Annotated in this window: 23 protein-coding genes and 1 tRNA gene; 23 read left to right on the top strand and 1 reads right to left on the bottom strand. The window is 40.1% G+C overall.

Going from position 1 to position 22,221, the window contains the following annotated elements; all coding sequences use genetic code 11:
• Positions 1-588: 588 nt before the first annotated feature.
• The 7 genes from ACFSQ3_RS00145 (at position 589) to ACFSQ3_RS00115 (ending at position 3,444) form a co-directional block, all read left to right on the top strand.
• Positions 589-730: transfer RNA gene (locus ACFSQ3_RS00145), tRNA-OTHER, on the top strand.
• Positions 731-1,076: 346 nt separating this feature from the next.
• Positions 1,077-1,406, top strand: a complete 330-nt coding sequence (locus ACFSQ3_RS00140; protein WP_380866437.1) for a hypothetical protein — start codon at positions 1,077-1,079, stop codon at positions 1,404-1,406.
• On the top strand, positions 1,399-1,638 hold the full coding sequence (locus ACFSQ3_RS00135) for a helix-turn-helix transcriptional regulator (protein WP_380866436.1): 240 nt from the start codon (positions 1,399-1,401) through the stop codon (positions 1,636-1,638). The genes ACFSQ3_RS00140 and ACFSQ3_RS00135 overlap by 8 nt, the downstream gene beginning before the upstream one ends.
• A gap of 10 nt (positions 1,639-1,648) precedes the next feature.
• Positions 1,649-1,909, top strand: a complete 261-nt coding sequence (locus ACFSQ3_RS00130; RefSeq protein WP_380866434.1) for a hypothetical protein — start codon at positions 1,649-1,651, stop codon at positions 1,907-1,909.
• Positions 1,909-2,232 (top strand): NUMOD4 domain-containing protein, encoded by a 324-nt coding sequence (locus ACFSQ3_RS00125; RefSeq protein ID WP_380866433.1) that lies wholly within the window; start codon positions 1,909-1,911, stop codon positions 2,230-2,232. Before ACFSQ3_RS00130 ends, ACFSQ3_RS00125 begins: the two co-directional genes overlap by 1 nt.
• Positions 2,229-2,420, top strand: coding sequence for a hypothetical protein (locus ACFSQ3_RS00120; protein ID WP_380866432.1), 192 nt, complete (start codon positions 2,229-2,231; stop codon positions 2,418-2,420). The genes ACFSQ3_RS00125 and ACFSQ3_RS00120 overlap by 4 nt, the downstream gene beginning before the upstream one ends.
• 718 nt (positions 2,421-3,138) lie before the next feature.
• Positions 3,139-3,444, top strand: coding sequence for a hypothetical protein (locus tag ACFSQ3_RS00115; RefSeq protein ID WP_380866430.1), 306 nt, complete (start codon positions 3,139-3,141; stop codon positions 3,442-3,444).
• A gap of 729 nt (positions 3,445-4,173) precedes the next feature.
• Here ACFSQ3_RS00115 and ACFSQ3_RS00110 read toward each other — a convergent pair.
• Positions 4,174-5,133, bottom strand: coding sequence for an AlbA family DNA-binding domain-containing protein (locus ACFSQ3_RS00110; protein ID WP_380866429.1), 960 nt, complete (start codon positions 5,131-5,133; stop codon positions 4,174-4,176).
• A 105-nt stretch (positions 5,134-5,238) separates the two neighbouring features.
• Between ACFSQ3_RS00110 and ACFSQ3_RS00105 the strand changes: the two genes are divergently transcribed.
• The 16 genes from ACFSQ3_RS00105 to ACFSQ3_RS00030 form a co-directional block, all read left to right on the top strand.
• Complete coding sequence (locus tag ACFSQ3_RS00105; RefSeq protein WP_380866427.1) at positions 5,239-6,393, top strand: AbiH family protein; 1,155 nt, start codon at positions 5,239-5,241, stop codon at positions 6,391-6,393.
• Between the two features lie 178 nt (positions 6,394-6,571).
• On the top strand, positions 6,572-6,865 hold the full coding sequence (locus tag ACFSQ3_RS00100; RefSeq protein WP_380866425.1) for a hypothetical protein: 294 nt from the start codon (positions 6,572-6,574) through the stop codon (positions 6,863-6,865).
• A gap of 148 nt (positions 6,866-7,013) precedes the next feature.
• Complete coding sequence (locus tag ACFSQ3_RS00095) at positions 7,014-7,664, top strand: hypothetical protein (protein WP_380866424.1); 651 nt, start codon at positions 7,014-7,016, stop codon at positions 7,662-7,664.
• 23 nt (positions 7,665-7,687) lie between these two features.
• Positions 7,688-8,227, top strand: coding sequence for a hypothetical protein (locus ACFSQ3_RS00090; RefSeq protein ID WP_380866422.1), 540 nt, complete (start codon positions 7,688-7,690; stop codon positions 8,225-8,227).
• Between the two features lie 8 nt (positions 8,228-8,235).
• On the top strand, positions 8,236-9,324 hold the full coding sequence (locus ACFSQ3_RS00085; protein ID WP_380866420.1) for a major capsid protein: 1,089 nt from the start codon (positions 8,236-8,238) through the stop codon (positions 9,322-9,324).
• A gap of 3 nt (positions 9,325-9,327) precedes the next feature.
• Positions 9,328-9,651, top strand: a complete 324-nt coding sequence (locus tag ACFSQ3_RS00080) for a DUF6706 family protein (protein ID WP_380866419.1) — start codon at positions 9,328-9,330, stop codon at positions 9,649-9,651.
• Positions 9,648-9,989 carry a hypothetical protein gene (locus ACFSQ3_RS00075; RefSeq protein WP_380866417.1) on the top strand — a complete coding sequence of 114 codons (342 nt, stop codon included), beginning with the start codon at positions 9,648-9,650 and terminating at the stop codon, positions 9,987-9,989. Before ACFSQ3_RS00080 ends, ACFSQ3_RS00075 begins: the two co-directional genes overlap by 4 nt.
• Entirely contained in the window at positions 9,977-10,402 is a 426-nt protein-coding gene (locus ACFSQ3_RS00070; RefSeq protein ID WP_380866415.1) for a hypothetical protein, read from the top strand. The genes ACFSQ3_RS00075 and ACFSQ3_RS00070 overlap by 13 nt, the downstream gene beginning before the upstream one ends.
• Entirely contained in the window at positions 10,399-10,818 is a 420-nt protein-coding gene (locus tag ACFSQ3_RS00065; RefSeq protein ID WP_380866414.1) for a hypothetical protein, read from the top strand. The genes ACFSQ3_RS00070 and ACFSQ3_RS00065 overlap by 4 nt, the downstream gene beginning before the upstream one ends.
• A gap of 2 nt (positions 10,819-10,820) precedes the next feature.
• Positions 10,821-11,330, top strand: coding sequence for a hypothetical protein (locus ACFSQ3_RS00060; protein WP_380866412.1), 510 nt, complete (start codon positions 10,821-10,823; stop codon positions 11,328-11,330).
• Positions 11,331-11,452: 122 nt separating this feature from the next.
• Positions 11,453-11,839 (top strand): META domain-containing protein, encoded by a 387-nt coding sequence (locus ACFSQ3_RS00055; protein ID WP_380866410.1) that lies wholly within the window; start codon positions 11,453-11,455, stop codon positions 11,837-11,839.
• Positions 11,840-11,961: 122 nt separating this feature from the next.
• The gene (locus tag ACFSQ3_RS00050) at positions 11,962-12,459 is read left to right on the top strand and encodes a hypothetical protein (protein ID WP_380866408.1); all 498 of its coding nucleotides are present in this window, start codon (positions 11,962-11,964) and stop codon (positions 12,457-12,459) included.
• Between the two features lie 235 nt (positions 12,460-12,694).
• Complete coding sequence (locus tag ACFSQ3_RS00045; protein WP_380866407.1) at positions 12,695-13,102, top strand: hypothetical protein; 408 nt, start codon at positions 12,695-12,697, stop codon at positions 13,100-13,102.
• A complete protein-coding gene (locus ACFSQ3_RS00040; RefSeq protein ID WP_380866405.1) occupies positions 13,102-17,607 on the top strand; it encodes a hypothetical protein in 4,506 nt (1,501 codons plus the stop codon). Before ACFSQ3_RS00045 ends, ACFSQ3_RS00040 begins: the two co-directional genes overlap by 1 nt.
• Positions 17,607-18,029, top strand: a complete 423-nt coding sequence (locus ACFSQ3_RS00035; protein ID WP_380866403.1) for a hypothetical protein — start codon at positions 17,607-17,609, stop codon at positions 18,027-18,029. Before ACFSQ3_RS00040 ends, ACFSQ3_RS00035 begins: the two co-directional genes overlap by 1 nt.
• Position 18,030: 1 nt before the next feature.
• On the top strand, positions 18,031-22,221 hold a 4,191-nt coding region (locus tag ACFSQ3_RS00030; RefSeq protein WP_380866401.1), incomplete at its 3' end, for a hypothetical protein.

Raw genomic sequence — 22,221 nt, 5'->3', positions numbered from 1 at the left:
TCAAAATTATATAATAATATTTGTATATATAATTTGTTGTTATTATCTTTGTTTAACACAAAAAGAAATAAGAATAGATCTTATTTCCCCAATCTTCGAGAAGATTAGCGACACGTAGTCGGTTGGGGATTATGCAAAAGCAAGTTTATCGAATCAGGCGGTAATTAAATAAAGCCTCTATTCACAGTAATAGTGTTTTAGCTTGCTTTAAAATATAAAATACAACCGTTACCCACGAGTTGGGTTGAGTGAATCAAAACACAATAAGAGATCGTAAATGCTCGATCATGGATGATACTGCATCATCCTATTAATCTGCGACGGTTGTTTTCTTTGAAATTATAAATGAGTACTGGGTGTAAAGCCTTCGTCTGCTGTTCGGTTACGTAGAAACGGGCAGAGTAAGCGCGAAATGATGGCGGATAGCGCTACACCCAGTGTTCAATAAAAATATATCACTCCGCATTTTGTGATGGCTGTTGTAAGCGGATAGAGCAGCTCCTAAACATCTTAAGGTTATCGCGGGGATAAACAATATCCTCAGAAGGATGCAAATACAATCGTGACAGCTCGGAAAGACGAGCATTTGGAGAGGTGGCGGAATTGGTAGACGCTAGCAATGATCAGTGTAAGAAGTTCAAGAAGTTTCTAGAGCTTAGTTGAGTCCATTCGGTAGGGCTATTCAATGCTTAAGCATTTCTTCGTACAGGTTCGAATCCTGTTCTCTCCACTCAGCAATGTGAGTTACAAGATTTCCTGTACTAGTGATAAAGGATTTCGGGAAGACCTACAGCATTGCTCTATTTGACAGGATGACTGAATGGTAAGGTGTCGTTGCCCGTTGGGTAGGTAGTAAGATCGAACTTATCATTCATATTGCTGCAAAATGACGGCCTAGGTTGATATATCCTAGTACAAATAATGGGTGTTCGATCCACCCTCCTGTCACTCATATTTTAGGTTAGTTAAATTGGTTAGTGTTACCGCGAGATTCTCCCCGTTTCTCGCGGTTTTTACAAAGGGGAAAAACTAAAGGAGTATGAACAAACAATTATAAATTCAATAACAAAACAAATATGGTACACAAGAACGTAAGATTCGGTAAAGTTGAAAACGTTTGCTTGGCTGAGTTTGGTAAAGGTTCAGTGATCTTAAACCACACAACTCCAATTGATGGTGATGACGGAACTCTGTGTGTTTTAATAAAGACAGCTACGCAATCAGGTGTCGCTAATCAGCTAGTTCCGGAGGGTCATCCAGACTATGTTTCGCACGATCGTAAAGATTACAATTCCGATGAATTTGAACCTGAAATGGTTCTAATGTTCAACAATATCGAGGGTGTTGAGGCTTTGAAGGGAAATCTGGAGGATATCATTAAGTTATTTCGGTCAAAACTTGGATAAGCAATCAATCAAAACAACATTCGCCGCTAACTTGAAAGCATATCGAGCTATCAAAGGCTACAGCCAGCAGCAGTTAGCTGAAATGTTCGGGATCAAAAGATCATCGCTCGGAGCTTACGAAGAATGCCGTGCGCTTCCGAGGGTTGACGACTTCTCTCGTATTGCTAGTATCATGGCGGTCAGCATGGAGAGTTTGATCAATAGTGAAATCAAATGGATTCCTACCAATTAAACTTTGTGCTATGAAAATAGGGAATAGGATAATTCAGAACAGGATGATCGAGGTTAATACGCCTGATCATTTCGAAGCTAAATACAAAGGTTTGCATATCTATGTTTCGTCTGATCATGGCTACGGAAAATCTGCTGATCCATGCTTGACGCGGTACTGGATGGAAATTTGGAACTGGGAAAACGGGATATGTGACTGTCAAACTTGGGAAGATTGCAGAGACATCAAAGAAGCGATATATAAAGCGATAGAAGGAGCCTGTCTGTTGTAATGAGGGAGATCTGGAAAGACATACCCAACTACGAAGGCTTATACCGGATATCCAGCAAAGGCAAGATCCTTGGCATCCGGAGAGGGAAAGTAAAGCGACCGACGATCACAATATCTGCTAACGGATACACCTCGCAAGTTGTATCGTTATCAGTGAACGGAGTTCAGTCGCGGCACCATGTTCACATCTTGGTCTACACCACTTTCCGCGGCAAGCCGAACGGCATGGTTGATTTCAAGGATGGAGACAAGCGAAATATGAGCATTGATAACCTGATCGATGTACGAGCGACAAATAAATTTAGAAAAGCACATTGTATATGACCATCAAAGAACTTAAAAAAGCAATTGAGAATCTGCCCGATCACATGGAGGTTTTCGTCGATGAAAGATCTACTGAGTTTAGATACGGATTAGTCAATTCGGCATTAGTCAAAGAGATACCGTTTTCGGAAGATCCGGACGGCAAAGAATTGAGTAGAGACAGCGTTTTCATTTTAACGGAGGAATAAGGATGACAATACACTTAACATGGCACCTGATATTGATGATAGTGATAACGATCCTGTTCATCTTTTGGATCATAAGACAGTTTGACGACAACGGAGATTGGGGAATACTTACGGCATTCCTAACATTGTTATTTCTAATAATTATCTGGGCAGTTTACGGAGGTATTGTATGGTGGTAGCAAACGAATTAAGGATTGGGAATTGGGTAAATATTAATGGAAATAATATTCAGGTAGACACCATTGCAAATGTTGGAATTTGGTACATAGATAAATATTTTAAGCTTTCTGCTGAATTCATGAGCAATATAAATCCCATACCCCTAACAGAAGAAATACTTTTGAGGTGTGGTTTTGAACAATCATCTTATGGCTTTAAACTTGGGTGCATTCGATTTGATTATCAAATAGATTATAAACTATATCCAAGACTATACGATCACGTAACAATACATCGTATAGTTATGCTCCATCAACTCCAAAACCTATACTTCGCGCTTACTGGTAAAGAATTGGAGGTGGAGTTATGAGAAAGAACAGATTCAAATTCAAACGTTTTTTTACACTTAACAGATGGCGACAACCTAAATACGCCCGACATTCCAACTGGCTAATATTTGGCGTTTACAAATGGTGGTCTGGTTACGACTCCTACTGCTACATGGTATCTTTTTTTGGTCTGGAGATTAGATTTTGGTTTGAATTAAGGGAGGAGAACAATGAATAAGAAACTTAGTGAAGATGATCGCATATTGAAAGAATTCTTAGATGATCATTTCGATTTCTATACCTTACGGAAAGTAGGATTCTTTAAAGGTTTAAAGAAATCAGACATTCATCAGCAAGCAGAAAGGATATGTAAGTTTTTCGGATACGAGACGCTTTACGAATATGGAGCAAAAGCTATTTATGCTCACATTTCGTATGCGGATGGTCATAGACCAACATTTGTTAAAGAAAATGGGCAATTAGAGCAAACTCCGTTCGTTGAAAAGTTCGGTGGATGGATGGAGGATATGCTATGATCCACGCTATCTACATTTACTTTATCATAAATGCATTTATTGCTGGCAGAGTTTCCGATAACTGGAAGCAACTATTACTGTATTTCCTTTTTGGAATACCATACGGAATCGGTTTGGCTTTATTTGAAAGAGCTATAAATCCTATATTAGAAAGACTAGAATTGATCACGCTATGCCGTTTTTATTTCACCAAACACTTTGAAGGCGAAAATCATACAACATGGAAAGATATTCTATTAGATATTTATCCAAAATCTTCGAGCTACCGCAAGTGGGTGATCCGTAGGATAGCTAGGAAGTATGGGTGGGTAATAAAATAGCTGGGGATATTTGACCCCAGCTATCGTGACTACCAAATTTTAACGCGGATATTAATTTTCACGCAAATTTTAACAGATAGTAATACCATTATACTTAGTATTAATATTTCCATTTTTATAAAATTTATAATTGTCTCCAGATTGGAATTATAGATCTAATTCCAGTCCCGATTTTTCACAGCTTAGTAGGAGTTTCAGTCGTAATTCTAAGCCGCTTGAGCCCTAGTCATAATATCAAGGAGGGTACCTACACCCCTCATTGTGTAGGTCGTATATAACTAATATATATTATTTTTTAAAAAAATCAAGTCTAAAATAAAATATTATGCATTTTTTTTGATTAGTTATGGAGTTTAATCATGATTGATTTCAAGCTTTAAAAGCTTGAAAAATTCCACTATTCGAATCACTAAGAGATTTCTGTTAAGGGAATGTTCTCTTCGCTGTGCACAACAGTCTTAATGTTCTCATAATCTGTATCACCGTATTCAGTTGAATTTTTAAAATGGCTAAGATCTATCATATATTTCGACAATCGACCCAAAGAATTATTTCCCGCGAAGTAAAGGCGAATAAAAAACGGCTCATCTTTTTCATTAATATCATTTTTATTAAAATAAATATCAATTTCTGCTGACCTCTTCATACCAAAATGTACTGGAGTTTGCCCAAAATTATTGAAGTAGGTTTCATCATTCACAAACACTCCTCTTTCAGTATCTACTGACATTGTTAGTAAAGGCTCAATTGCATATCTTGATAAATTATCTATTTGAATAAGCACCGTTACTTTAAGCCTATCATCTTCAAATGCCATATCTACAATCTTCAAACTACCCCTTAATTCACTAAATTTTGTTTGTCTAAATAAAGCTTCAATTATGTAGTGAGGTGCAGGTTTGGTCTGACCATCTAGCCTGATATAATACATTGAATTACTAGTGCATTGATGTGGCTTTGTTAGGCTTTCCAGAACTTCGAATATATAAATGTATTGATCATCTTTCTGAAGTTTTTCGACCTTTATACCTATAGGCATATAAGAAATTGATGTACAAAGTTTATTTATCAAATCATCCTTGCTTTTGGATATTTTCAGGGGCACTAAATCTCCCTGAGTAATTTTTGGTTTACCTTTTTCTCGAGACGTTTCTCGCGGAGCACCCCATATCAATAGTCCGCCTGAGGAGTTCAAGAATGCAGCAGTTGTGCGAATAATGTTTTTTACAAAGCTCTCATCAAAATCTCCGTCACCACTTTTGAATTCCAAATATTCAGTTTCTTCCCGTGGCTCCATAAAATAATTTTCAATATCATCAAACTTCAGCTCTCTGATATCCTTATTAAGTATTCGTTCGCAAAATGACATATCGCAGTATTAATCAGTATTTGATTATAAATATACAATGCAATCTTTTATCCCCGATACGGGAAACCCTATTTTTTATTATGGAGAAATGGCGTAGATTAGATCATGAATAAACTAATTATTATTGGGAATGGTTTTGATCTCGCTCACGGACTAAAAACTAGCTATGGACAGTTTTTAAAGTCATATCTCATGCAAAATATTGAGGATGCTTTATCAGAAGATCGTAATGATGATCAGAGAATTTTTAAGATACAAGTGTCGCGATCCTACAGTTCTTACGGCAATGGTGTGGATGTCTATAGAACACCGGAAGATGTATACAATATCTTTATGAAAGCCCCCACCTCATTTAATTCCGGAGTTACTTTAGGGGTCGGACATCAAAGTAGAAGCATGATAACGCACTTTGTTAATTTTAAGATAGCAACTCAATCAAAAATAGTTACAAAGTTAATTGAAGCAGGACCAACATTACTTTGGGTAGATATAGAGAAAATATTTTACAATGAACTCAAAGTGATTTTGGCGCAAAATATTTCTGATCGATCGGCTGTTGAAAAATTAAGGATTCTTAATCATGAACTTGAGGTTTTGAAAGTAGTATTACTTGAGCATTTAAAGAAAGAAACCGAAGGGGCGAAGATAAATAAGGAATTTGAAAAAATTACGGAGGAGAAAATTTATAGTTCTCAAATTTTGGAGAGGGACTTCGTTGCAGCCAGCTATTTTGAAAAGGAATATTTGAAATTCGAAAAAATTATATTTTTGGACTTCAATTATACTTCGATTGTTTCACAATGTTACCCAAACGAAACCGAGTCTAAAATCATTCCTATTCATGGAGTTCTATCTAACGATGACTTCCCGATAATATTTGGATATGGGGATGAAATCGACGACGTGTATCAGGATATTGAGAAAACTAATATTAATGAATACATGACCAATATCAAGTCTTTTGGCTATTTTAAATCGCACCATTATTCTGATCTAAAAAGAACGATAGATAGCGATCCTTTTGTAGTTTACATCTGGGGACATTCTTGTGGACTATCTGATAGAACATTATTAAATATGATTTTCGAGAACGACAACTGCGTAGGTATAAAGATTTTTTACTACAAGAAAGAAGATGGTATTGATAACTATGACGAGATAACTCAAAATATTTCTCGTCACTTCAAAAATAAGATGAAAATGAGAAATCGAGTATTAAATAAAACACTATGCGCAGAGATACCTCAAATCACTCAGTAAACAATAACCATTTACAAGCCTTCCCGCCAGAAGGCTTTTTTTATTTCCACCTATCTCCAAACAGTTGACAACACCCCACTTGTCAACCCCTAACGTTTTATCATATCACAACCCATAAATACTTTTGTGCTATACAATACAGCAAGTAATCGTTAGATTTATAAAAACATAAAAAATTATGAAAAGAGGTTTTTCAATTATTACAGAGAAGGAGCTTAATGATGACATGAATGATAGATTCATAAATGCGTACAATGCCGATCATATATTAAGTATTCAGGAAAACAAAAGCAATCAGGGGATAGGCAGCATAATTACGATGGTTAACGGAGAGATATTTTATGTTCAGGAAACAGTAAAGTTAGTTTTTGATAAAATAACAGAACTTAAAGATGAAGACCTAGTATCCTTTATCCAGTATCCAAATGTTAATGGGTTAACTTTGGACGAACTAGACGGTTTATTCCATTGAAATGTATACAGAGTTGAACACCCAATATATAAAGGGTGTTCAACTTTAATTTAAGCACATTCCAAAACGTGCAGATATAACCTTCCCAATTATACCAAACACGTATAAGCTTTAGAATATTTTAGCGTTTAAAAATTTAAGCGCACAAATGAATATTCAGGAACGAGTTTTAACAGCTCTGAAACCTTTGGTTGCAAGCAAAGGGTTTGGAGAAAAAACAGTCGAAGGGTTGGCAACAAACCTAGCAACAGGACTGACAGAAGAAAGCACGGACGAGGACATTACCGCTGCAATCAATGGTGCTTCTCCCTACTTCAATCTAATGCAATCGGAAAACACCCGATACATTAACGAGTACAAAAAGAAGAACCCTACCCCAGCAAACCCAGATCCAAATCCCAACCCAGCAAATCCGGCTAATCCCGAACCGAAAAGTTACGAGGAGAAATTCAAGGAGTTGTCTGACAAATTCGATAAGCTTCTAGCACACAACGACACCCTTTCTTTGAAACAGAAATGGGAGAAACTTGCAGAAGCTAACGGCATCGTAAACGAAACACTTATCCAAAAGTGGCAGCCATCCAAAGAAGAGGACTTTGACGGAGCGATCGAGGAGTTGAAAAACTTCAACACCTCATTTATCAAGCAATCTGCTAATGATAAATCAACCGGCAAACCAAATTCGGGCGATCGTGGCGATGCTGATGACAAAAAGCCAAAAGCATTATCTGCTAAAGGCAAAGAAGCAGTAGAAAGCTTCAAAAAAGCGCAGGAACGCCACGCTAAGAGTAAGGCGTAATTTTCAAAATTCACATTACAAACATGAACATTCAAAGAAGTTCTTATAACGCTGGTATTCCAGTGTTTCAGCACGATAAGTCTTTGCAGATGCTGACAGGCGGTTTTGTGCTGAATGTTTCAGGATATGCAGCCGGAGCTGTGATCGGTGCCGGTACCGCAATCTTGGTCGACGAGGTCAATCGCACGGCCGTAGCAGTTAAGACTGCTACAACCACCAAAGCGATTGCGACTGCCAATACGGAGATTGAAGTGGCAAAAGGTCATTCGTTAGTTGTTGGCGATCAATTGAACGGCAAAACCATTGCAGAAATTGACAAGTCGGACGCGTCGTTTGACAAAATCACTTTGGCTGCTGCATACGGAGCAGCCGTAGCGACAAATACCGCTATCGGTACCGGAAATGGCAATGCATTGCTTTACAATCCTGTTAAAGTCGTACCGGGCAACACGCATTCGGTAGATGCAGTAGTCGGAGGATTGGTGTACGCACGTCGAATTGGTTACATCTCAGCGCAGACGAAAGCCAACTTGCCGAACGTAATTTTTTCACAAACTAAATAATCTGGCAAATGGAATTTCAAAGATCAGAATTATTAACTTTTCTGGCTAATGAGGGAATCACGCCAGATGTAATGTTAGAAGCAGCTGAAGCGCGATTTGCTCCACTGTTTTTCCCTCGCTTTTTTCGTACGTTAGACCCAACGGTGTCGCTAGAATACGAAACTATCTTGAGCAATGAAACATTGGAAGCAATGGCGACAGTAGGTTCAAGAGATAGCGAATATCCATTGCACTCACGTCAAGGGATTGACAAATTGAAGGGTGAAGTCCCTCCTATCTTTGTTCGTCGAAAATTCAACGCACAAGAGCTTCGAAACCTCGAAATCATCTTGGGATCGAATGCTTTAGGTTTGCCGGAACGTTTGCGTCAGGTGATGGCTCGCGAAGTAGACGATTATGTTTACTCTCGGAATGCTGTATTACGCCGTTTGGATGCAATGGTAAAACAAGCCGTGTTCAATGGCACAATCTCCATTACCTTAGACAACAACCCTAATGGTGTGGTTTTCGATGTTCCATTGATTACAGATGCTAACAGATTAAATGCGTCTGCTGACTGGGATAACGTTGATTCGGATATCGTCAAAGATTTCGAAACCGTACGTTTGAAAAGCTTAATTACTGGTGTTGGATTTGAGCGTGTGTTGATTAGCGAATCCAAGTGGTTCAAAATCATCAATAACAAATCGTTGCAAAACCTTTTGAAAGGATTTTTCAATCCGGGATCAAATGCTCGTTATGCGTTCACATTAGAGAACATCAACGCCGTGTTGACTGCAAACCGTTTCCCAGTATTCGAGATCATCTCCGACTTAGCGTACGTTCAGGTGGATGGCAAAAAACAGGTGACGACTTCGATTAACGTCGATAACGCGGTATTCATTCCGGCTGGCGATTTGGGAGTAATTCACAACGCTTTGGCAGACGAGCAAATCACTCAAATTCCGAATGTTACATACCTAACATCAGAAAACGTGTTGTTGTCTCGCTGGAGAGAGCAAAAACCATTAGCAGAGATCACTGAAGCTGTTTACAATGCTTTCCCTGGTCTTACTCAGGCTAAAAACATTTTCATTCTAAACACTAAAGGAGCGTAAGGAATGACGATCAAAGAAGCCTTTCAGCAGTTTTTGGGAATTGATGTAGATGGTCGCGCGATTGACTTGGCATTGTTGAACTCCAGTCTTGACGGATCGGGCAAATACGATGCTTCATCACGCGCCGCTGTTGAGCGTAGCACCATCGACCTGTTATTTCAGCAAATTGCTGTTGTATCAGAAAGTGAGTCGCAATACTCCACGTCAAAGGACGCAAAAATAATGCGCGAAAGGCTTCTTTATCTTGCTCGTAAGTATGGTAGAAAGGATATCGTAAGCGCGCTAACTGGATCCGTAAAAATCAGTAACAAAAGTCGCATGCGATGATCAAAAAAAGAATCCACACGCTCAAGGCGGAGATCAAAACGTCTGCTTCCGGACCAGTAACCGATGAACATGGAAAAATCACATTTCCCGAATCAGAAACAAAAAAGGTTGAGAGAAGCTGTAGAGCAGAAAGCAATACGGTTGACGGCCGGACAGTCGTTGAGGATGGTGTGAATTACGATTACAGTTATCTCGTGTTTACGGATATAGAAATCGAAAGCTTGCCCGTCAATACGAGTGTAGAGATTCTTGACGATTTAAGGGGCGACGTTTTTGGCAAAGGCGTTGTCGTGAAATTCGAACGAGGACAGCGAGTAACCAGAATATGGCTAAAGTAACATTCAAACCGATGTTCAACATGTCAGAGGTCAAAGAATACATCAACGACTTTCGGACGCAGATTAATGATCACGTCGTAAGTGTTTTGATCGACTTAGCCACAAAGGCAGCAAATGACGCAAGAAGCCATGCTGAATTCATCAACCATACGCATAATTTGCGAAGCTCAATCGGAGCTGTTGTGTTCAAAGATGGTTTGATAGTTCACAGCAATTTTAAACTATCCGGAAACGGTGGTGACGGTATGGCAAAAGGCGAAAACGTGAGCAGGGAAAACATACCCCCAAAAGGAATTGGGATGATGTTGGTGGCAGGAGAAGATTATGCTTTGTACGTGGAAGCGAAAGACAACAAATGGGTAATATCAGGTAGTTCCATGCGATTAGAAAAAGTTTTACAGCAATTAGTATGACGTCAACAGAAGCATTAGATCACGTTTTTTCATTAATATGGACTAGCAACCTAAAAACGGGCATAAGTGGTCAAGTGCGTCGCTACTTGCGACCAACGAACAGCGATAAGGAAGATGTTACAATCAATGTGCTCGAAACGGATTTTGATCAATTGCAGGGCGGAATCATCAACGTGAATGCGTTTGTTCCCAATACGGAGTACAATCAAACAGTCGATGGCAAAGTTATGCGTTTGAAGGATATTCCCAATCACGCGCGGGTTTCAGTAATTGCCGCTTTACTGCACATCCTTTTCAAGTTCAACTATGACTTTAAAAAGGGAGTTTTAATCGAGATCGTAAACCAGCATATCATCACGGAAAACGAGCAAACAATTATTAATAATAGATTGAAGTTAACCATTAAAAATATTTAGCAATGGCAGTAGAAAAATCAAGCTTAGGATTAAAATACGTCGGTATTGCTGACGTGAGCGCAAATCCTTTTGAAGCCACTTATGTAGAGTTGGAGGATGCGCAAATTGACTCGGCTAGTCTAACCGAATCCGAGCCGACAACTGAGGATATTTACATTGAACAAAAATCCAATGTCTATCGAAATATCACAACCCAAATGGGCAGCACAGTATTCACGGTGCAATTATATGATGTTTCCGCGGATACTTTGAACCGCTTGAAAGGTGGTACGGTGTCGGCTCCAGCAGCAGGCGCTGGAAAGCGGTGGTCGAATAAAGATGCAAATTTCGAGGTGTCTAAAGCTTTGAAGCTGATCACTCTTGATGGCTTCATCGGTTACATTCCTAACGGAAAGGTAACAGCAAATGTGACATTCAGCTTAGCAAAATCAGCTTTAGCCACCGTTACTTTGACAATTACCGCTCAAGATCACGAAGAAGGTAGCGTAATTTGGGAAGAGCCAACAGCATAATCGACTGAAAGTTCAAAATCCTATCCATTTTAAAGCTTCTACTACGGTGGAAGCTTTTTTGTTTAAGGGGAAACCGTAATTACTCCTAAATATCATTTTCCTATATTTGAAAAAAATCAATTATGAAAAGACTTTTGTTATTCTTCGTTTCGATTGCTGTACTAACATCTTGCTCAAAAGATGATGACAAATCCAATCAAGATTACAGCACTCAAATATTGGGAACATGGGAAATGACCCATTACGATGGTCGTAAGGTTTCGGATAATCCAGAAGTTTTCCCGGACAGAACTACAATAACATTTCAGTCCGGAGGAACATATTCTGGTAGTGGCATGTTTGGCGACGGATCCGGAACTTATACATTAAGCGGAAACACGATCACTACAAAAGTTGACGGTTTGACATTCATAACTTACAAGATAAAATCTATCAACGGAGACACTGCCGATCTAACAATGAACATCGAGCAGACTAGTGCAGACATACGAGCTGTTCGCGTAAGATAGCGTTACAGATTCAAAGTTTTTTAATCACATAATATAATGGGAGGGTATTAATACCCTCCCTTTTTTGTGCGCTGAAATCTTATTCTAAATTTTGAAATATCATTGTCGATTATCAAAATTATATGAACGCTTCACGCATAAATGATGCTATTTCGGAGGATAAGATGGAGTTTACATTTCATCTGAAAGTCTCAAATTGGCTTGAAAAAATGTTGGTCAAGTTTAAGCTTCGACCATTAAAAAAGATAGTCCACATCTCCCCTATTACGCTTGGCGCCAGATTCCTTTATAGCAAATACGCACTTCAATTGGATGTTTTGGAAAATGGAAAAGGTCTATCGGCGGAGCGTACTGGCCTAATCATGTCCAAGAAACACACAGATAATCTTGTAATGGCCATAGCTATCGTAATAAACAATTGCGAAAGCAAGCCGCCTAAATGGATGGTCAGAGAGATACGAAACCTGAATCAACAACAACTTTTGGAACTGATCGGGTTCGTAAAGAAAAGCTTAGATACTGATTCTTTTCTAAATTCTATCATCTCTCTGAACGGGATGAGCCTACAAACGGAGGAGATAATAGCCGCCGAAAACGAAAGCCCGGTAAGTACAAAATAAATTATTGGGAAATAGTAGGTAATGCCATCAAATACTGGCGACTTACCTACAAACAAACACTTTGGGATATCTCGTATCAAAATTTGATGATGCTGAACATGAGCATCCCTAGATTCGATAAGGATGGAAATAAACTAGAAGCTCCAGCAGAATTAAGCGGTCAGGATTTAGTAAACAGATTCGGTAAACGAAAAAAGTGATCATGGAAAAGGAAAGAGAGTATGTTTTGAAACACATGAATAGACTTTATTCATGTGGTTTTGGTATTGATGAAGCTAAATCGGCTCAAAGCATCGATGATCTTATCAATATCATGAAAACTCCTAAAGGGGTTGAACATTGCATGAAATTTCAATTCCCTGATATGAACATCTTACTACAAAACGAGCGTCATTTGATGGAAAACAATGTTTTCGTTGATGGCCATCACACTATTGAAAACCCATCGTTAGTATTGGCCTTCGGTGGCACCGTTTCCATATTGGTTGACAATTACAACGTTTGTGAGGTGTATGCTACAAACGATGCTATCGTGAAGTTGATAGCAAAAGACAATGCTTTTGTGACTGTTGAAGTGTATCACGAATCTACGGTGGTCGAAACGCAGAATGACAAATCTAGAATCAGAATATTCAAGAAGTAATGGCGATAGAATTAAACGGTAAACCACTTAAATTCACCGCCGAGTTTGACAGCAGACAGGCAGAACAAAGTATTGAGCAATTTTTGGGAAAGCTTAAAAAAATGAGCTCCAAAAACATTGCTACTGATTCTGTGGACAAAGTTGCATCGAAAGCTTCCGAAAAATATGAAACGATTTTAGCTGGAGCTACATCGGCGTTCAATGCTTTTTCAAATTCGTCAAAAGATTTCTACACAAATATTGCTCAAGGAGAAATGCAACTGCAGAAGATCCGCAATGAGCAAAATGCGTTGAACAAAGAACTTCGTCAGGGTCTGGTAACTGATGAAGAATACATCAAGAAAACAGCACAATTAAACAAAGTTCGCGAGGAATTCTCCAGAACAATCAAACAAAATAAAGCTGATCTGCAACAACTGGCAGCCGCGCAAAATGCTAACAAACCGAAATTTACCCGACAGGACACATTAAACGAGCTTGCAGGCGCGCATACAGCTGGTGGCGGAGGGCAGCAATTAAATGTATCAGATGCTCTTGCTAAGGCTACCCAACAAAGCCTTGACAAACTAAACCGTGAGTTATTGGAATTGGATAAAAATCTTAAAAAAGGTTCTATTACCAATGAGGAATATGCTAAAAGTGCTGCAGCGATAAATAACAAGATTAAAGAGGTTACTTTAAATCAGGAATATTATAATCAAAATGCTCGAAAAAACGTCGTTCCAGCTAAAGAATTACAAGAGCAAAAAACTATTCTTGATGTCATCTCAGAAGAATACAAAGAGATGGTTGAAGATGCTACTAGTGCATTTCAGACTATTAGTGCAGATGCTAAATTTTTAAACACTAAACTTGCCGAGCTACGCCAAGAAAGCCAGAATTTAAACAGTGCGCAGAAGCAACTTGATTCGGCTTACAAGAACGGCGAAATCTCCCAGCAACAATATCTACAAGGTAGTCGTGACTTAGGTGTACAGCAAAATGAAGTTCGAAAACGTATTTCCGAAACTCGAAATGAGATCAATCAGCTTGAGAATGCTGAACGTAAATCTATTGGGTCACTTGCAGAAAAAACCGCTCGACTTACCCAAATACAGCAGAAATATAGCCAGCTATCTCAAGCTCAAAGAGAAAATATTAATGTTGGCGGCAAGCTGCGCGAAGAATACAGGAAATTAAGTGCCGAAGTTCAGAAATTAAACAATGAATTATCTGGCACAAAATCTCAGGGAATTGGAAATGTTTTCAACTCTATCCGAGGAATCGCCGGAGCGATGGGTATCGCATTTGGGTCACAGCAATTAATTTCCTTCGGAAAAGAGCTATTCGATATTGCTAAGCAAGCGGAAGGTATCGAGTTGCGCTTTGCTCGTATTGGAGATACACAAGGTCTAGAAAAACTGCGTCGCGCGACAAGAAATACTGTCTCCGACCTTGAACTAATGAAGCTTGCGGTAAATGCCGACAACTTCCGCATTCCTATGGATGTTCTGGCTAAAGGATTAGATTTTGCTACTCGCCGTGCTACTGAAACAGGCCAAAGCGTTGACTATCTAGTAAATTCATTCGTTACAGGTTTAGGGAGAAAATCCAAGCTGATACTTGACAACTTAGGCATATCAGCAAGTGAGCTTAACGATGAGATTGCTAAAACAGGGGATTTTGCTACGTCCGTCGGTAATATTATCGACCGAGAGATGGAGAAATCAGGAAGGGCCGTAGATGGATTGACCGAGAAAACCAATCGACTTTCTACGGGATGGCAGCATCTAAAAAAATCTGTTGCTCAAGCATTCCAAGCAATATTTGATCCTAATGCGATAGAAGCGAGTAAGGTGGAGCAAATGACGGAAGCTTACAGGACAAGTTTTGATGCTATCAAAGGTTATAGTAACGATGCTAAATCAACATTCATCAAAAACACGCAAGATCAACTCAAAAGTGTTAACGATAATCTTCGCGGTCTTACGCTAGATAGTCCAGCTTTTAAGAAGATGTACGATGATAGGCGCAAGAATACCAGCATGTACAAATATGAAACACCCGACGACTTCCTTCAACTCCTGCAAAAACCGTTAGTTGAACAACAACAAGCTTTGCAGGCCTCTTTGACTTACGCCAAAGGTATAACCGAGGAAATGTCAAAGCAAGAAAGACAATCAAAGAATATTTTCTCTAAGGCTGAAATAGATGAAAAGCTCAAAGAAGCAAACAATGATTACGATAACGCTATCGGCAATCAAGCCAGATCTGTTGCGAAAAAAGAAGTAGAGAAATGGCAAAAGATGCTTGACGACGTTTCTTTGAAGTCAATATCCGCATCGAATAAAAAGTCAGAATCAGAAGCTAAAAAGCTCGCCAAAGAAATTGAAAAAGATAATGCAGATCGCTTAAAACTGCTAGATCAATGGGCGAAAACTGACGCTAATTATTTGAACAAACAAATGTCCCGCGATGAGCAAGAAGTACAAAGCGTAAAAGATAAGTACGCGGAAATTAAGAAAGCAATTGAAGAACACAACAAAACTACAAAGGGCAAAAAGATCACTCTAGTAGGCTTTGATGAAAGCATCAATCTGTCTATTGCTGGAGTTAAAGAGCGTCAGGTTAATGATAAAAAACTTAAACAATACCAAGAAGATTATCAGAACTACTTGCGTTACGAACAGCTGAAAAAAGAAACTAGTCAAAAATATGCTGATGAGCAATTTGGCACTTTCAAAAATGTTGTCACCAATATGCAACAGGAAATGAATGCTTTGCAAGGCAAAAAGTTTACTCAAGGCCTATCTCCTATCGAGGAATCATATCTGAAAGAGTTAGAAGAACAGCAAAAGGCGCATCTAGATAGAGTCAAAGAGGAAACCGTCCGACAGTACACTGAGGCCCTCCAGCTTTCAATGGGATATGACGAAAAATTGTTGGCTACTCAAAAAAGGTATCAAGATGCGTATGCTGCTCTTGGAGAATCCGCTACGGAATCGCAAAAAAAAGCACTCGAAGAAGGCTTGAAAGAAGAATTTTCAGTACTTACCATAGCAAACTTAGAGAAAGAAACCAACTGGGAGAAAACATTTGGCACGTTACAGTTCCTTAGTAAAAAGGCTTCGCTTCAGGTGCTTAAAGACATCCAAACTCGTTTAGATGCAGAATTAAAGGCCGGCAAATTAACGCGACAAGACTATGACAGGGCAAGTAATGAAGTGGCCACTGCCGGCGCAAGCATTAATCTTGAAAAATCATGGTCAGCTTCTACTGGTGCGTTAAATAAATACCGAGAAGCGATTAAGAAGTATGGTAAGGAATCTGTTGAAGCCAAACAGGCGCAAGCCGGCATGTTTACAGCCTTATCGCGCGATTTGCAAATGGCAAGTCAGGCTATTGGAGAAGTTGGAGGTCTTCTAGGTTCACTAGGCGCAAGCGATGGTTTGCAGGAAACTGTTGGCAAAGTGAGTGGATTGGTCGGTAGTATGGGAGAACTTGCAGCCGGAATAGCTACAGGAAATCCGATTGCAATCATTTCCGGATCGATATCGACCTTGACGAAAGTGATTGATCTTTTTAACACGAAAGACAAGAAAATTCAAAAACAGATTGAGCTTTACCAAAAGAGATTAGATAGCCTTTCTAAAACGTATTCAAAACTTCAAGATCAGATAAATAACAGCGTTGGAGAGAGCTTCTACAAAGACAGCCAGGAAGCTATTAAAAATCTTAAAGCTCAACAGAAAATTCTGGAACAGAGTGCCCGTGCAGAAAGTAGCAAAAAGAAAGCAGACCAAAACAAGATAAAAGAATACCGCGATCAAATTGATGAGAAGCAGCGTGAGATTAAAGAAATCGAACGATCAATAACCCAGAACCTCGTTCAAACGACCTTTAAAGATCTTGCAAATGAGCTAACGAACGCTTTGGTGTCAGCATTTGAAGCTGGAGAAGACGCTATCGGAAGCATGGATAAGGTTTTCGACCAATTTATTAAAAATGCTCTTGTGAATAGCTTGAAACTGAAAATGATCGAACCGATAATCAATGACATGATCGATCAAGTGGCGGATTACATGGAAGACAATGACAATAGCATCGAAGGGTTTGATTTCGAAAAATGGAAGAATAAATTGAGCGATTCTTCAGAGGATTTTACCAAAGCGCTTGAAAAAGCGTATGAAGGTTTAGGTCTTGAAAAAGATAGTCAAAAAAGCGGAAGCGCTGGAGAACTTAACAAAGGGATTGCTTCGATAACGGAAAACACAGCAAACCGCTTAGAAGCTGAATTTGGCGGATTACGGATTGCGCAGCTGCAACTTTTAGAGATAACGAAACTTCAACACAGCAGCTTTATAAGTATTTCCAGTGATCACCTCGCAAAATTGAACGCCATCGAAAACAATACATTCCGAACTGCCAATAACACGGATAAGTTGACTGGCATCGAAACGGCCATCGTCGAACTCAACAAGAAAGTAACTAACGGTGATATGCTACGGAGGGGCGCAGGATTATAATGGCGAACTTTCTAATTAACGGCCAAGACACTGTTGCAGCTTTTGGTCTACATTTCCTCAAAGGAACTTACAGCCAGCTGGACGCGATGCCGGAACTGAAAGATAACGGCCTATCCATTGATTGGGCGGGTGAAAATGGTGTAGAAAGGTACCACGGAGCGAAGCGATTCCAAAGCATCACGTACAATTTGCCTTGCGCCATTCTAGCAAATAGCACTACGGATTACGAAACGAAGCTGCGTGCATTGCAAACGTTGTTTATTACCGCTGGAGAATTTACTCTGGACCTCGTAGGTCGCAATCGCCGATTCAAGTTGTCCTACCAAAACATGACAGGATTCAGTAGAACTGGAAATAACGCGCGATTCACTTTAGTGTTGATCAATGATCATCCAACAGAAAGATTTACCATACCAGCATAGCATGATATACGAAATTAAAAGAGGTGCTCAAATAGTTTGGTCCGGAAAAGCCGAGGGCAAGCAATCGCGCGTGATCATGCAAGCGGATATGGTGGAGGTTACCGTCAAATCGCCAGCAGCTATTGCCTTCCAGAAAGGGGATACTATTAAGGTTTATGGCGAAACGTACAAACTCAATCGTCCTGAGAATATTGCCAAAGTGCACAGCCAAATTGGCTACACATACACAATCGAGTTCGAAGCATTATACTATGATTTGGGTAAGTGGATTTTGTACACATTGGATGGGGCGAATAAGCTAACACAACCAGATGTTTATCTTCAAGGGGAAGCACGTACTATTCTTGGACTTTTAGTGCTGAATGCTAATCGAGCGTCATCTGGATGGAGTTTAGGTATTGTAGATGATACGGATGTAATCCAATGGATGTATTCCTCTGCAAAATTATTAACCGTTCTCCAGGATATCGCCGATCAAACGAATCTAGAATTTTGGGTAGATGGAAAAACGATCAACCTTACACGCCGTCAAAATAATACAGGTCTTTCACTTGCTTATGGAAAAGGCAGGGGGTTATACGAACTCGCTAGAGCACGCCGCGAAGATCCTATTGTAACGCATTTGACAGTCGCGGGAGGTTCGCAAAACATTCCCAATGGTTATGGTCATCGGAATATTCAGCCGACAGGTGGAAACCCTATGGTTAACCCGTCTTATAAAGCCGGACAAGATCGTGTCGAAGGAGTTATCGTTTTTGAAAACATCTATCCGCGACTAAATGCTAAAGTTACTGCCACAAGCGCGATCAATGTTATTCGTTCAACGGACATAGATTTCGATTTGAATGCACACTTGCTTGATGACGGAACCAGCGCACAAATAGCATTTACGTCTGGAGTGTTGAACGGATTTACGTTCACAATCGCTAAAGATGGATACACGCATGCGAATAGACAAATTCTATTCAATGCCATTGTAGACGACAATGCTTATCCGCAAGGCATCCCCAATGCTCAGATGAAACCTGCAGCTGGAGATACTTTTGTATTGCTCAACATCAATATGCCAAATTCTTACAAGGATCAGGCAGAAGCTCGCGTGAAAGAGCTGGGCGATCAATATTTTGCAGAGGAAGGGATTGAGCAGTACGATTGGACAGGTAAGCTTACGCCTAAATTCGTTTTGGAGAATAATGTTGTGCTAACGCTCGGTGGGCTTGTCACATTGCAAGCGGAGGATATTGGTTTTAATGGAAGCATCCGTATTGATAGCTATACACGAGATTTGCAAGAGGAGTATCTGTATGATTTCACGCTAAGCAATGTTATTACCATTAACAAGATGGTTCGCGAGCGCAACATGTCCGATCGTTTGGCGAATACCATAAGTAAAGGTATTTCGCAAGATGGATTATCTGCCAAAGCAACTTACGCCGAACGCGCTGGATTTGCAACAACAGCTGGCCACGCTAATACGGCCACTAGCGCAGCGACAGCTTTGCGCGCCGATCATGCTACGAATGCGGATAATGCTAAAAAAGCAGAACATGCGAATACCGCTGATCTTGCTCACAATTCGACAAAATGGAATGGGTTGCTACAACCTGACTACCTAGATCAACCAGTCCGTAAGAGTGACGTTGTAGCATTTCAGGGATTAATCGCTAACGAGATTGCCGCTACACAAACAATGCGCATCCCGGAAGTTGCAAACGCAGCAACTAACACAATTTCCAAAAATGGCAGCTACCTATACATGGGGGCAACTAAGGCTTGGGCTGGCCGCGCTGATCTTTGGAATGGATATGCTCAACCCGACTACCTAGATCAACCAGTTCGCGCCAATGATTCTCCAGTATTTGCCGGAATTAGCTCGCCGAGTTTCGCGAGTGGTTTTACTGGTCATGGCTACAGAATCGGCAAGGATGCTAACGGCAAGTATATGGCGGAGTTTGACCGCCTGACGGTTCGTCAAGACTTCAATGTTTACGAACTTATCGTTAACCAGCTTCGTTCGACTAATGGTTCTTTAATTGTTTCAGACGGAATCAAGATCACGGGTGCAACTCCATCCGGGATAAACTACCTCTGCACGATCGATACTGATGGCGGTACTATAGGCGTGCCGTTCAGAGTTGATGACATTTTGCAAACTCAAGTATACAACGGTAGTAGCATGAAGTATTTCGTCGCTCGCGTTTTGTCAGTAGGCAGTGGAGATTTCACTATAAGCATCATTGATGGATCAAGCATCCCGGAAGAAGGTGACGACCTAGTGCGCATTGACAACTTCACAGATGCCAACCGCAAAGGAATTGTTTACATCGCAGCTAGTGACAGCGGAGCGCCATACATCGATACGGTGTTCGGAAAATGGACTGATCCTCAAAATAGTGTGCGTGTTCGTACCGGTCGACTTGACGGTATCGTAGACGCAGATCTAGGCGCATTATCAGGCTACGGCCAATACACCCAGAACGGTTATTTCAAAGGTATTTTCCAAGTGCAAAACGGGTCGAATGTCTACACGAAAACCCAAGCGGACGGAAATGTTTCCTCAGCTAAATCAGAAGCAATCAGTGCGGCTGCCAGTGATGCGTCTGCTAAAGCCAATAGCGCACGTGATGCTGCGATTAATTCGGCTAACCAGATTGCTCAGGATGCAGTAAGTTCCATCAACATAGGAGGGCGGAATCGATTTTCACTGAGCCAAACACCTATAACTATCGTTAACGTCACTGATTTTACTATCGATAAGCCGAATAAAGGCTTTTCTTTAACCGGAAATTCTACACCGGGCTATATCCGAATGGAAAGCGTGATTGACGGTAACGGATGGTGGACAGTGTCTGGTTATGCAAAATCATTACATAATCAAATTATCGGGTTTGACACTCAGATCTGTGACCAAGGAACTAAATCTCATCAAACCGCTTCAGACGGATCTTGGGTCTACTTTGAAAATAAAGTTAATGTTACGAATTATAACATAGCCACATCTCGACATTTTGTTGACTTTATTCGATTCTCATGGGCTCAATTTGTTTTTAAAAATATTAAAGTCGAAAAGGGCAATAAAGCAACGGATTGGACGCCTGCTCCGGAAGATGTGGATAATGCATTAGACGTATTTCGAACAGAGACAGAAACAAATTTCTTTGTGCAGCAAGGGTTGATTGCATCAAAGGTCGCGCAAAATGATTTCAATGCGCTAGGTCAGAGAGTTTCGACCGCTGAAAGTAATGTTACTCAGACCGCCAATGAACTTAAATCCAAAGTTTCGCAGACTGCATTTGATAGCTTGGAAAACTCTATGAATGGAGTGTCTGGAAGGATTACTGCTGCAGAAACTGAGATTAGTCAGCAGGCAGGCCAGATTGAGCAAAGAGCTACGAAAACCGATTTCAATACGTTAGGTCAGCGCGTGGGTTCGACAGAGACTGGAATCACCAATCTATCTAATGCTCTTACACTGCAATCACAAAGTCTTGATAATATTACGGGTCGAGTTCAATCTGCTGAAGCCAAAATAACTCCCAATGCAATAAACTTAGTTGTTGGTGAGCAAATTGACGATAAGGTTAAATCTATTGACATAGGAGGGCGGAATCGATTTTCACTGACACAAACAACTGTAACTATCGTTAACGTCACTGATTTTACTATCGATAAGCCGAATAAAGGCTTTTCTTTAACCGGAAATTCTACTCCGGGATATATCAGAATGGAAAGTGTGATTGACGGTAACGGATGGTGGACAGTGTCTGGTTATGCAAAATCATTAAATAATCAAATAATCGGGTTTGACATTCAGATCTGTGACCAAGGAACTAAAACCTTTCAAACCGCTTCAGACGGATCTTGGGTCTACTTTGAAAACAGCGTTAATGTTACGAATTATAACATAGCCACATCTCGGCATTTTGTTGACTTTATTCGATTCTCATGGGCTCAATTTTCTTTTAAAAACGTCAAGGTTGAAAAAGGCAATAAGGCGACCGATTGGACACCTGCTCCGGAAGATGTAGATGCGGAGCTAGCGAAACGTCCAACGGAAGCACAAACAAGAGCCGGATTGACTATAGTGCAAGACGGCATCAGCTTCTTTGGACAGACTTTTTCTTTTGAAGGAAAGATTACTGCTAAATCTCTTGTCGCGGGATCAATCGAAGCAAAACAAATAGTAACCAGC

Origin of the sequence: Sphingobacterium corticis, from assembly GCF_042684745.1 — a bacterium.
In the GTDB taxonomy this organism is placed as follows: Bacteria; Bacteroidota; Bacteroidia; order Sphingobacteriales; family Sphingobacteriaceae; genus Sphingobacterium; species Sphingobacterium corticis.
The sequence above is the reverse complement of the archived record's forward strand: the minus strand, read 5'-3'. Positions and strand labels throughout refer to the sequence as shown.

Bases quoted from the DNA above. Each gene is read 5' to 3' on its own strand.
- ACFSQ3_RS00140 (WP_380866437.1), top strand. From the start codon at position 1,077: ATGGTACACAAGAACGTAAGATTCGGTAAAGTTGAAAACGTTTGCTTG.
- ACFSQ3_RS00130 (WP_380866434.1), top strand. From the start codon at position 1,649: ATGAAAATAGGGAATAGGATAATTCAGAACAGGATGATCGAGGTTAAT.
- ACFSQ3_RS00125 (WP_380866433.1), top strand. From the start codon at position 1,909: ATGAGGGAGATCTGGAAAGACATACCCAACTACGAAGGCTTATACCGG.
- ACFSQ3_RS00120 (WP_380866432.1), top strand. From the start codon at position 2,229: ATGACCATCAAAGAACTTAAAAAAGCAATTGAGAATCTGCCCGATCAC.
- ACFSQ3_RS00115 (WP_380866430.1), top strand. From the start codon at position 3,139: ATGAATAAGAAACTTAGTGAAGATGATCGCATATTGAAAGAATTCTTA.
- ACFSQ3_RS00110 (WP_380866429.1), bottom strand. From the start codon at position 5,133: ATGTCATTTTGCGAACGAATACTTAATAAGGATATCAGAGAGCTGAAG.
- ACFSQ3_RS00105 (WP_380866427.1), top strand. From the start codon at position 5,239: ATGAATAAACTAATTATTATTGGGAATGGTTTTGATCTCGCTCACGGA.
- ACFSQ3_RS00100 (WP_380866425.1), top strand. From the start codon at position 6,572: ATGAAAAGAGGTTTTTCAATTATTACAGAGAAGGAGCTTAATGATGAC.
- ACFSQ3_RS00095 (WP_380866424.1), top strand. From the start codon at position 7,014: ATGAATATTCAGGAACGAGTTTTAACAGCTCTGAAACCTTTGGTTGCA.
- ACFSQ3_RS00090 (WP_380866422.1), top strand. From the start codon at position 7,688: ATGAACATTCAAAGAAGTTCTTATAACGCTGGTATTCCAGTGTTTCAG.
- ACFSQ3_RS00085 (WP_380866420.1), top strand. From the start codon at position 8,236: ATGGAATTTCAAAGATCAGAATTATTAACTTTTCTGGCTAATGAGGGA.
- ACFSQ3_RS00080 (WP_380866419.1), top strand. From the start codon at position 9,328: ATGACGATCAAAGAAGCCTTTCAGCAGTTTTTGGGAATTGATGTAGAT.
- ACFSQ3_RS00075 (WP_380866417.1), top strand. From the start codon at position 9,648: ATGATCAAAAAAAGAATCCACACGCTCAAGGCGGAGATCAAAACGTCT.
- ACFSQ3_RS00070 (WP_380866415.1), top strand. From the start codon at position 9,977: ATGGCTAAAGTAACATTCAAACCGATGTTCAACATGTCAGAGGTCAAA.
- ACFSQ3_RS00065 (WP_380866414.1), top strand. From the start codon at position 10,399: ATGACGTCAACAGAAGCATTAGATCACGTTTTTTCATTAATATGGACT.
- ACFSQ3_RS00060 (WP_380866412.1), top strand. From the start codon at position 10,821: ATGGCAGTAGAAAAATCAAGCTTAGGATTAAAATACGTCGGTATTGCT.
- ACFSQ3_RS00055 (WP_380866410.1), top strand. From the start codon at position 11,453: ATGAAAAGACTTTTGTTATTCTTCGTTTCGATTGCTGTACTAACATCT.
- ACFSQ3_RS00050 (WP_380866408.1), top strand. From the start codon at position 11,962: ATGAACGCTTCACGCATAAATGATGCTATTTCGGAGGATAAGATGGAG.
- ACFSQ3_RS00045 (WP_380866407.1), top strand. From the start codon at position 12,695: ATGAATAGACTTTATTCATGTGGTTTTGGTATTGATGAAGCTAAATCG.
- ACFSQ3_RS00040 (WP_380866405.1), top strand. From the start codon at position 13,102: ATGGCGATAGAATTAAACGGTAAACCACTTAAATTCACCGCCGAGTTT.
- ACFSQ3_RS00035 (WP_380866403.1), top strand. From the start codon at position 17,607: ATGGCGAACTTTCTAATTAACGGCCAAGACACTGTTGCAGCTTTTGGT.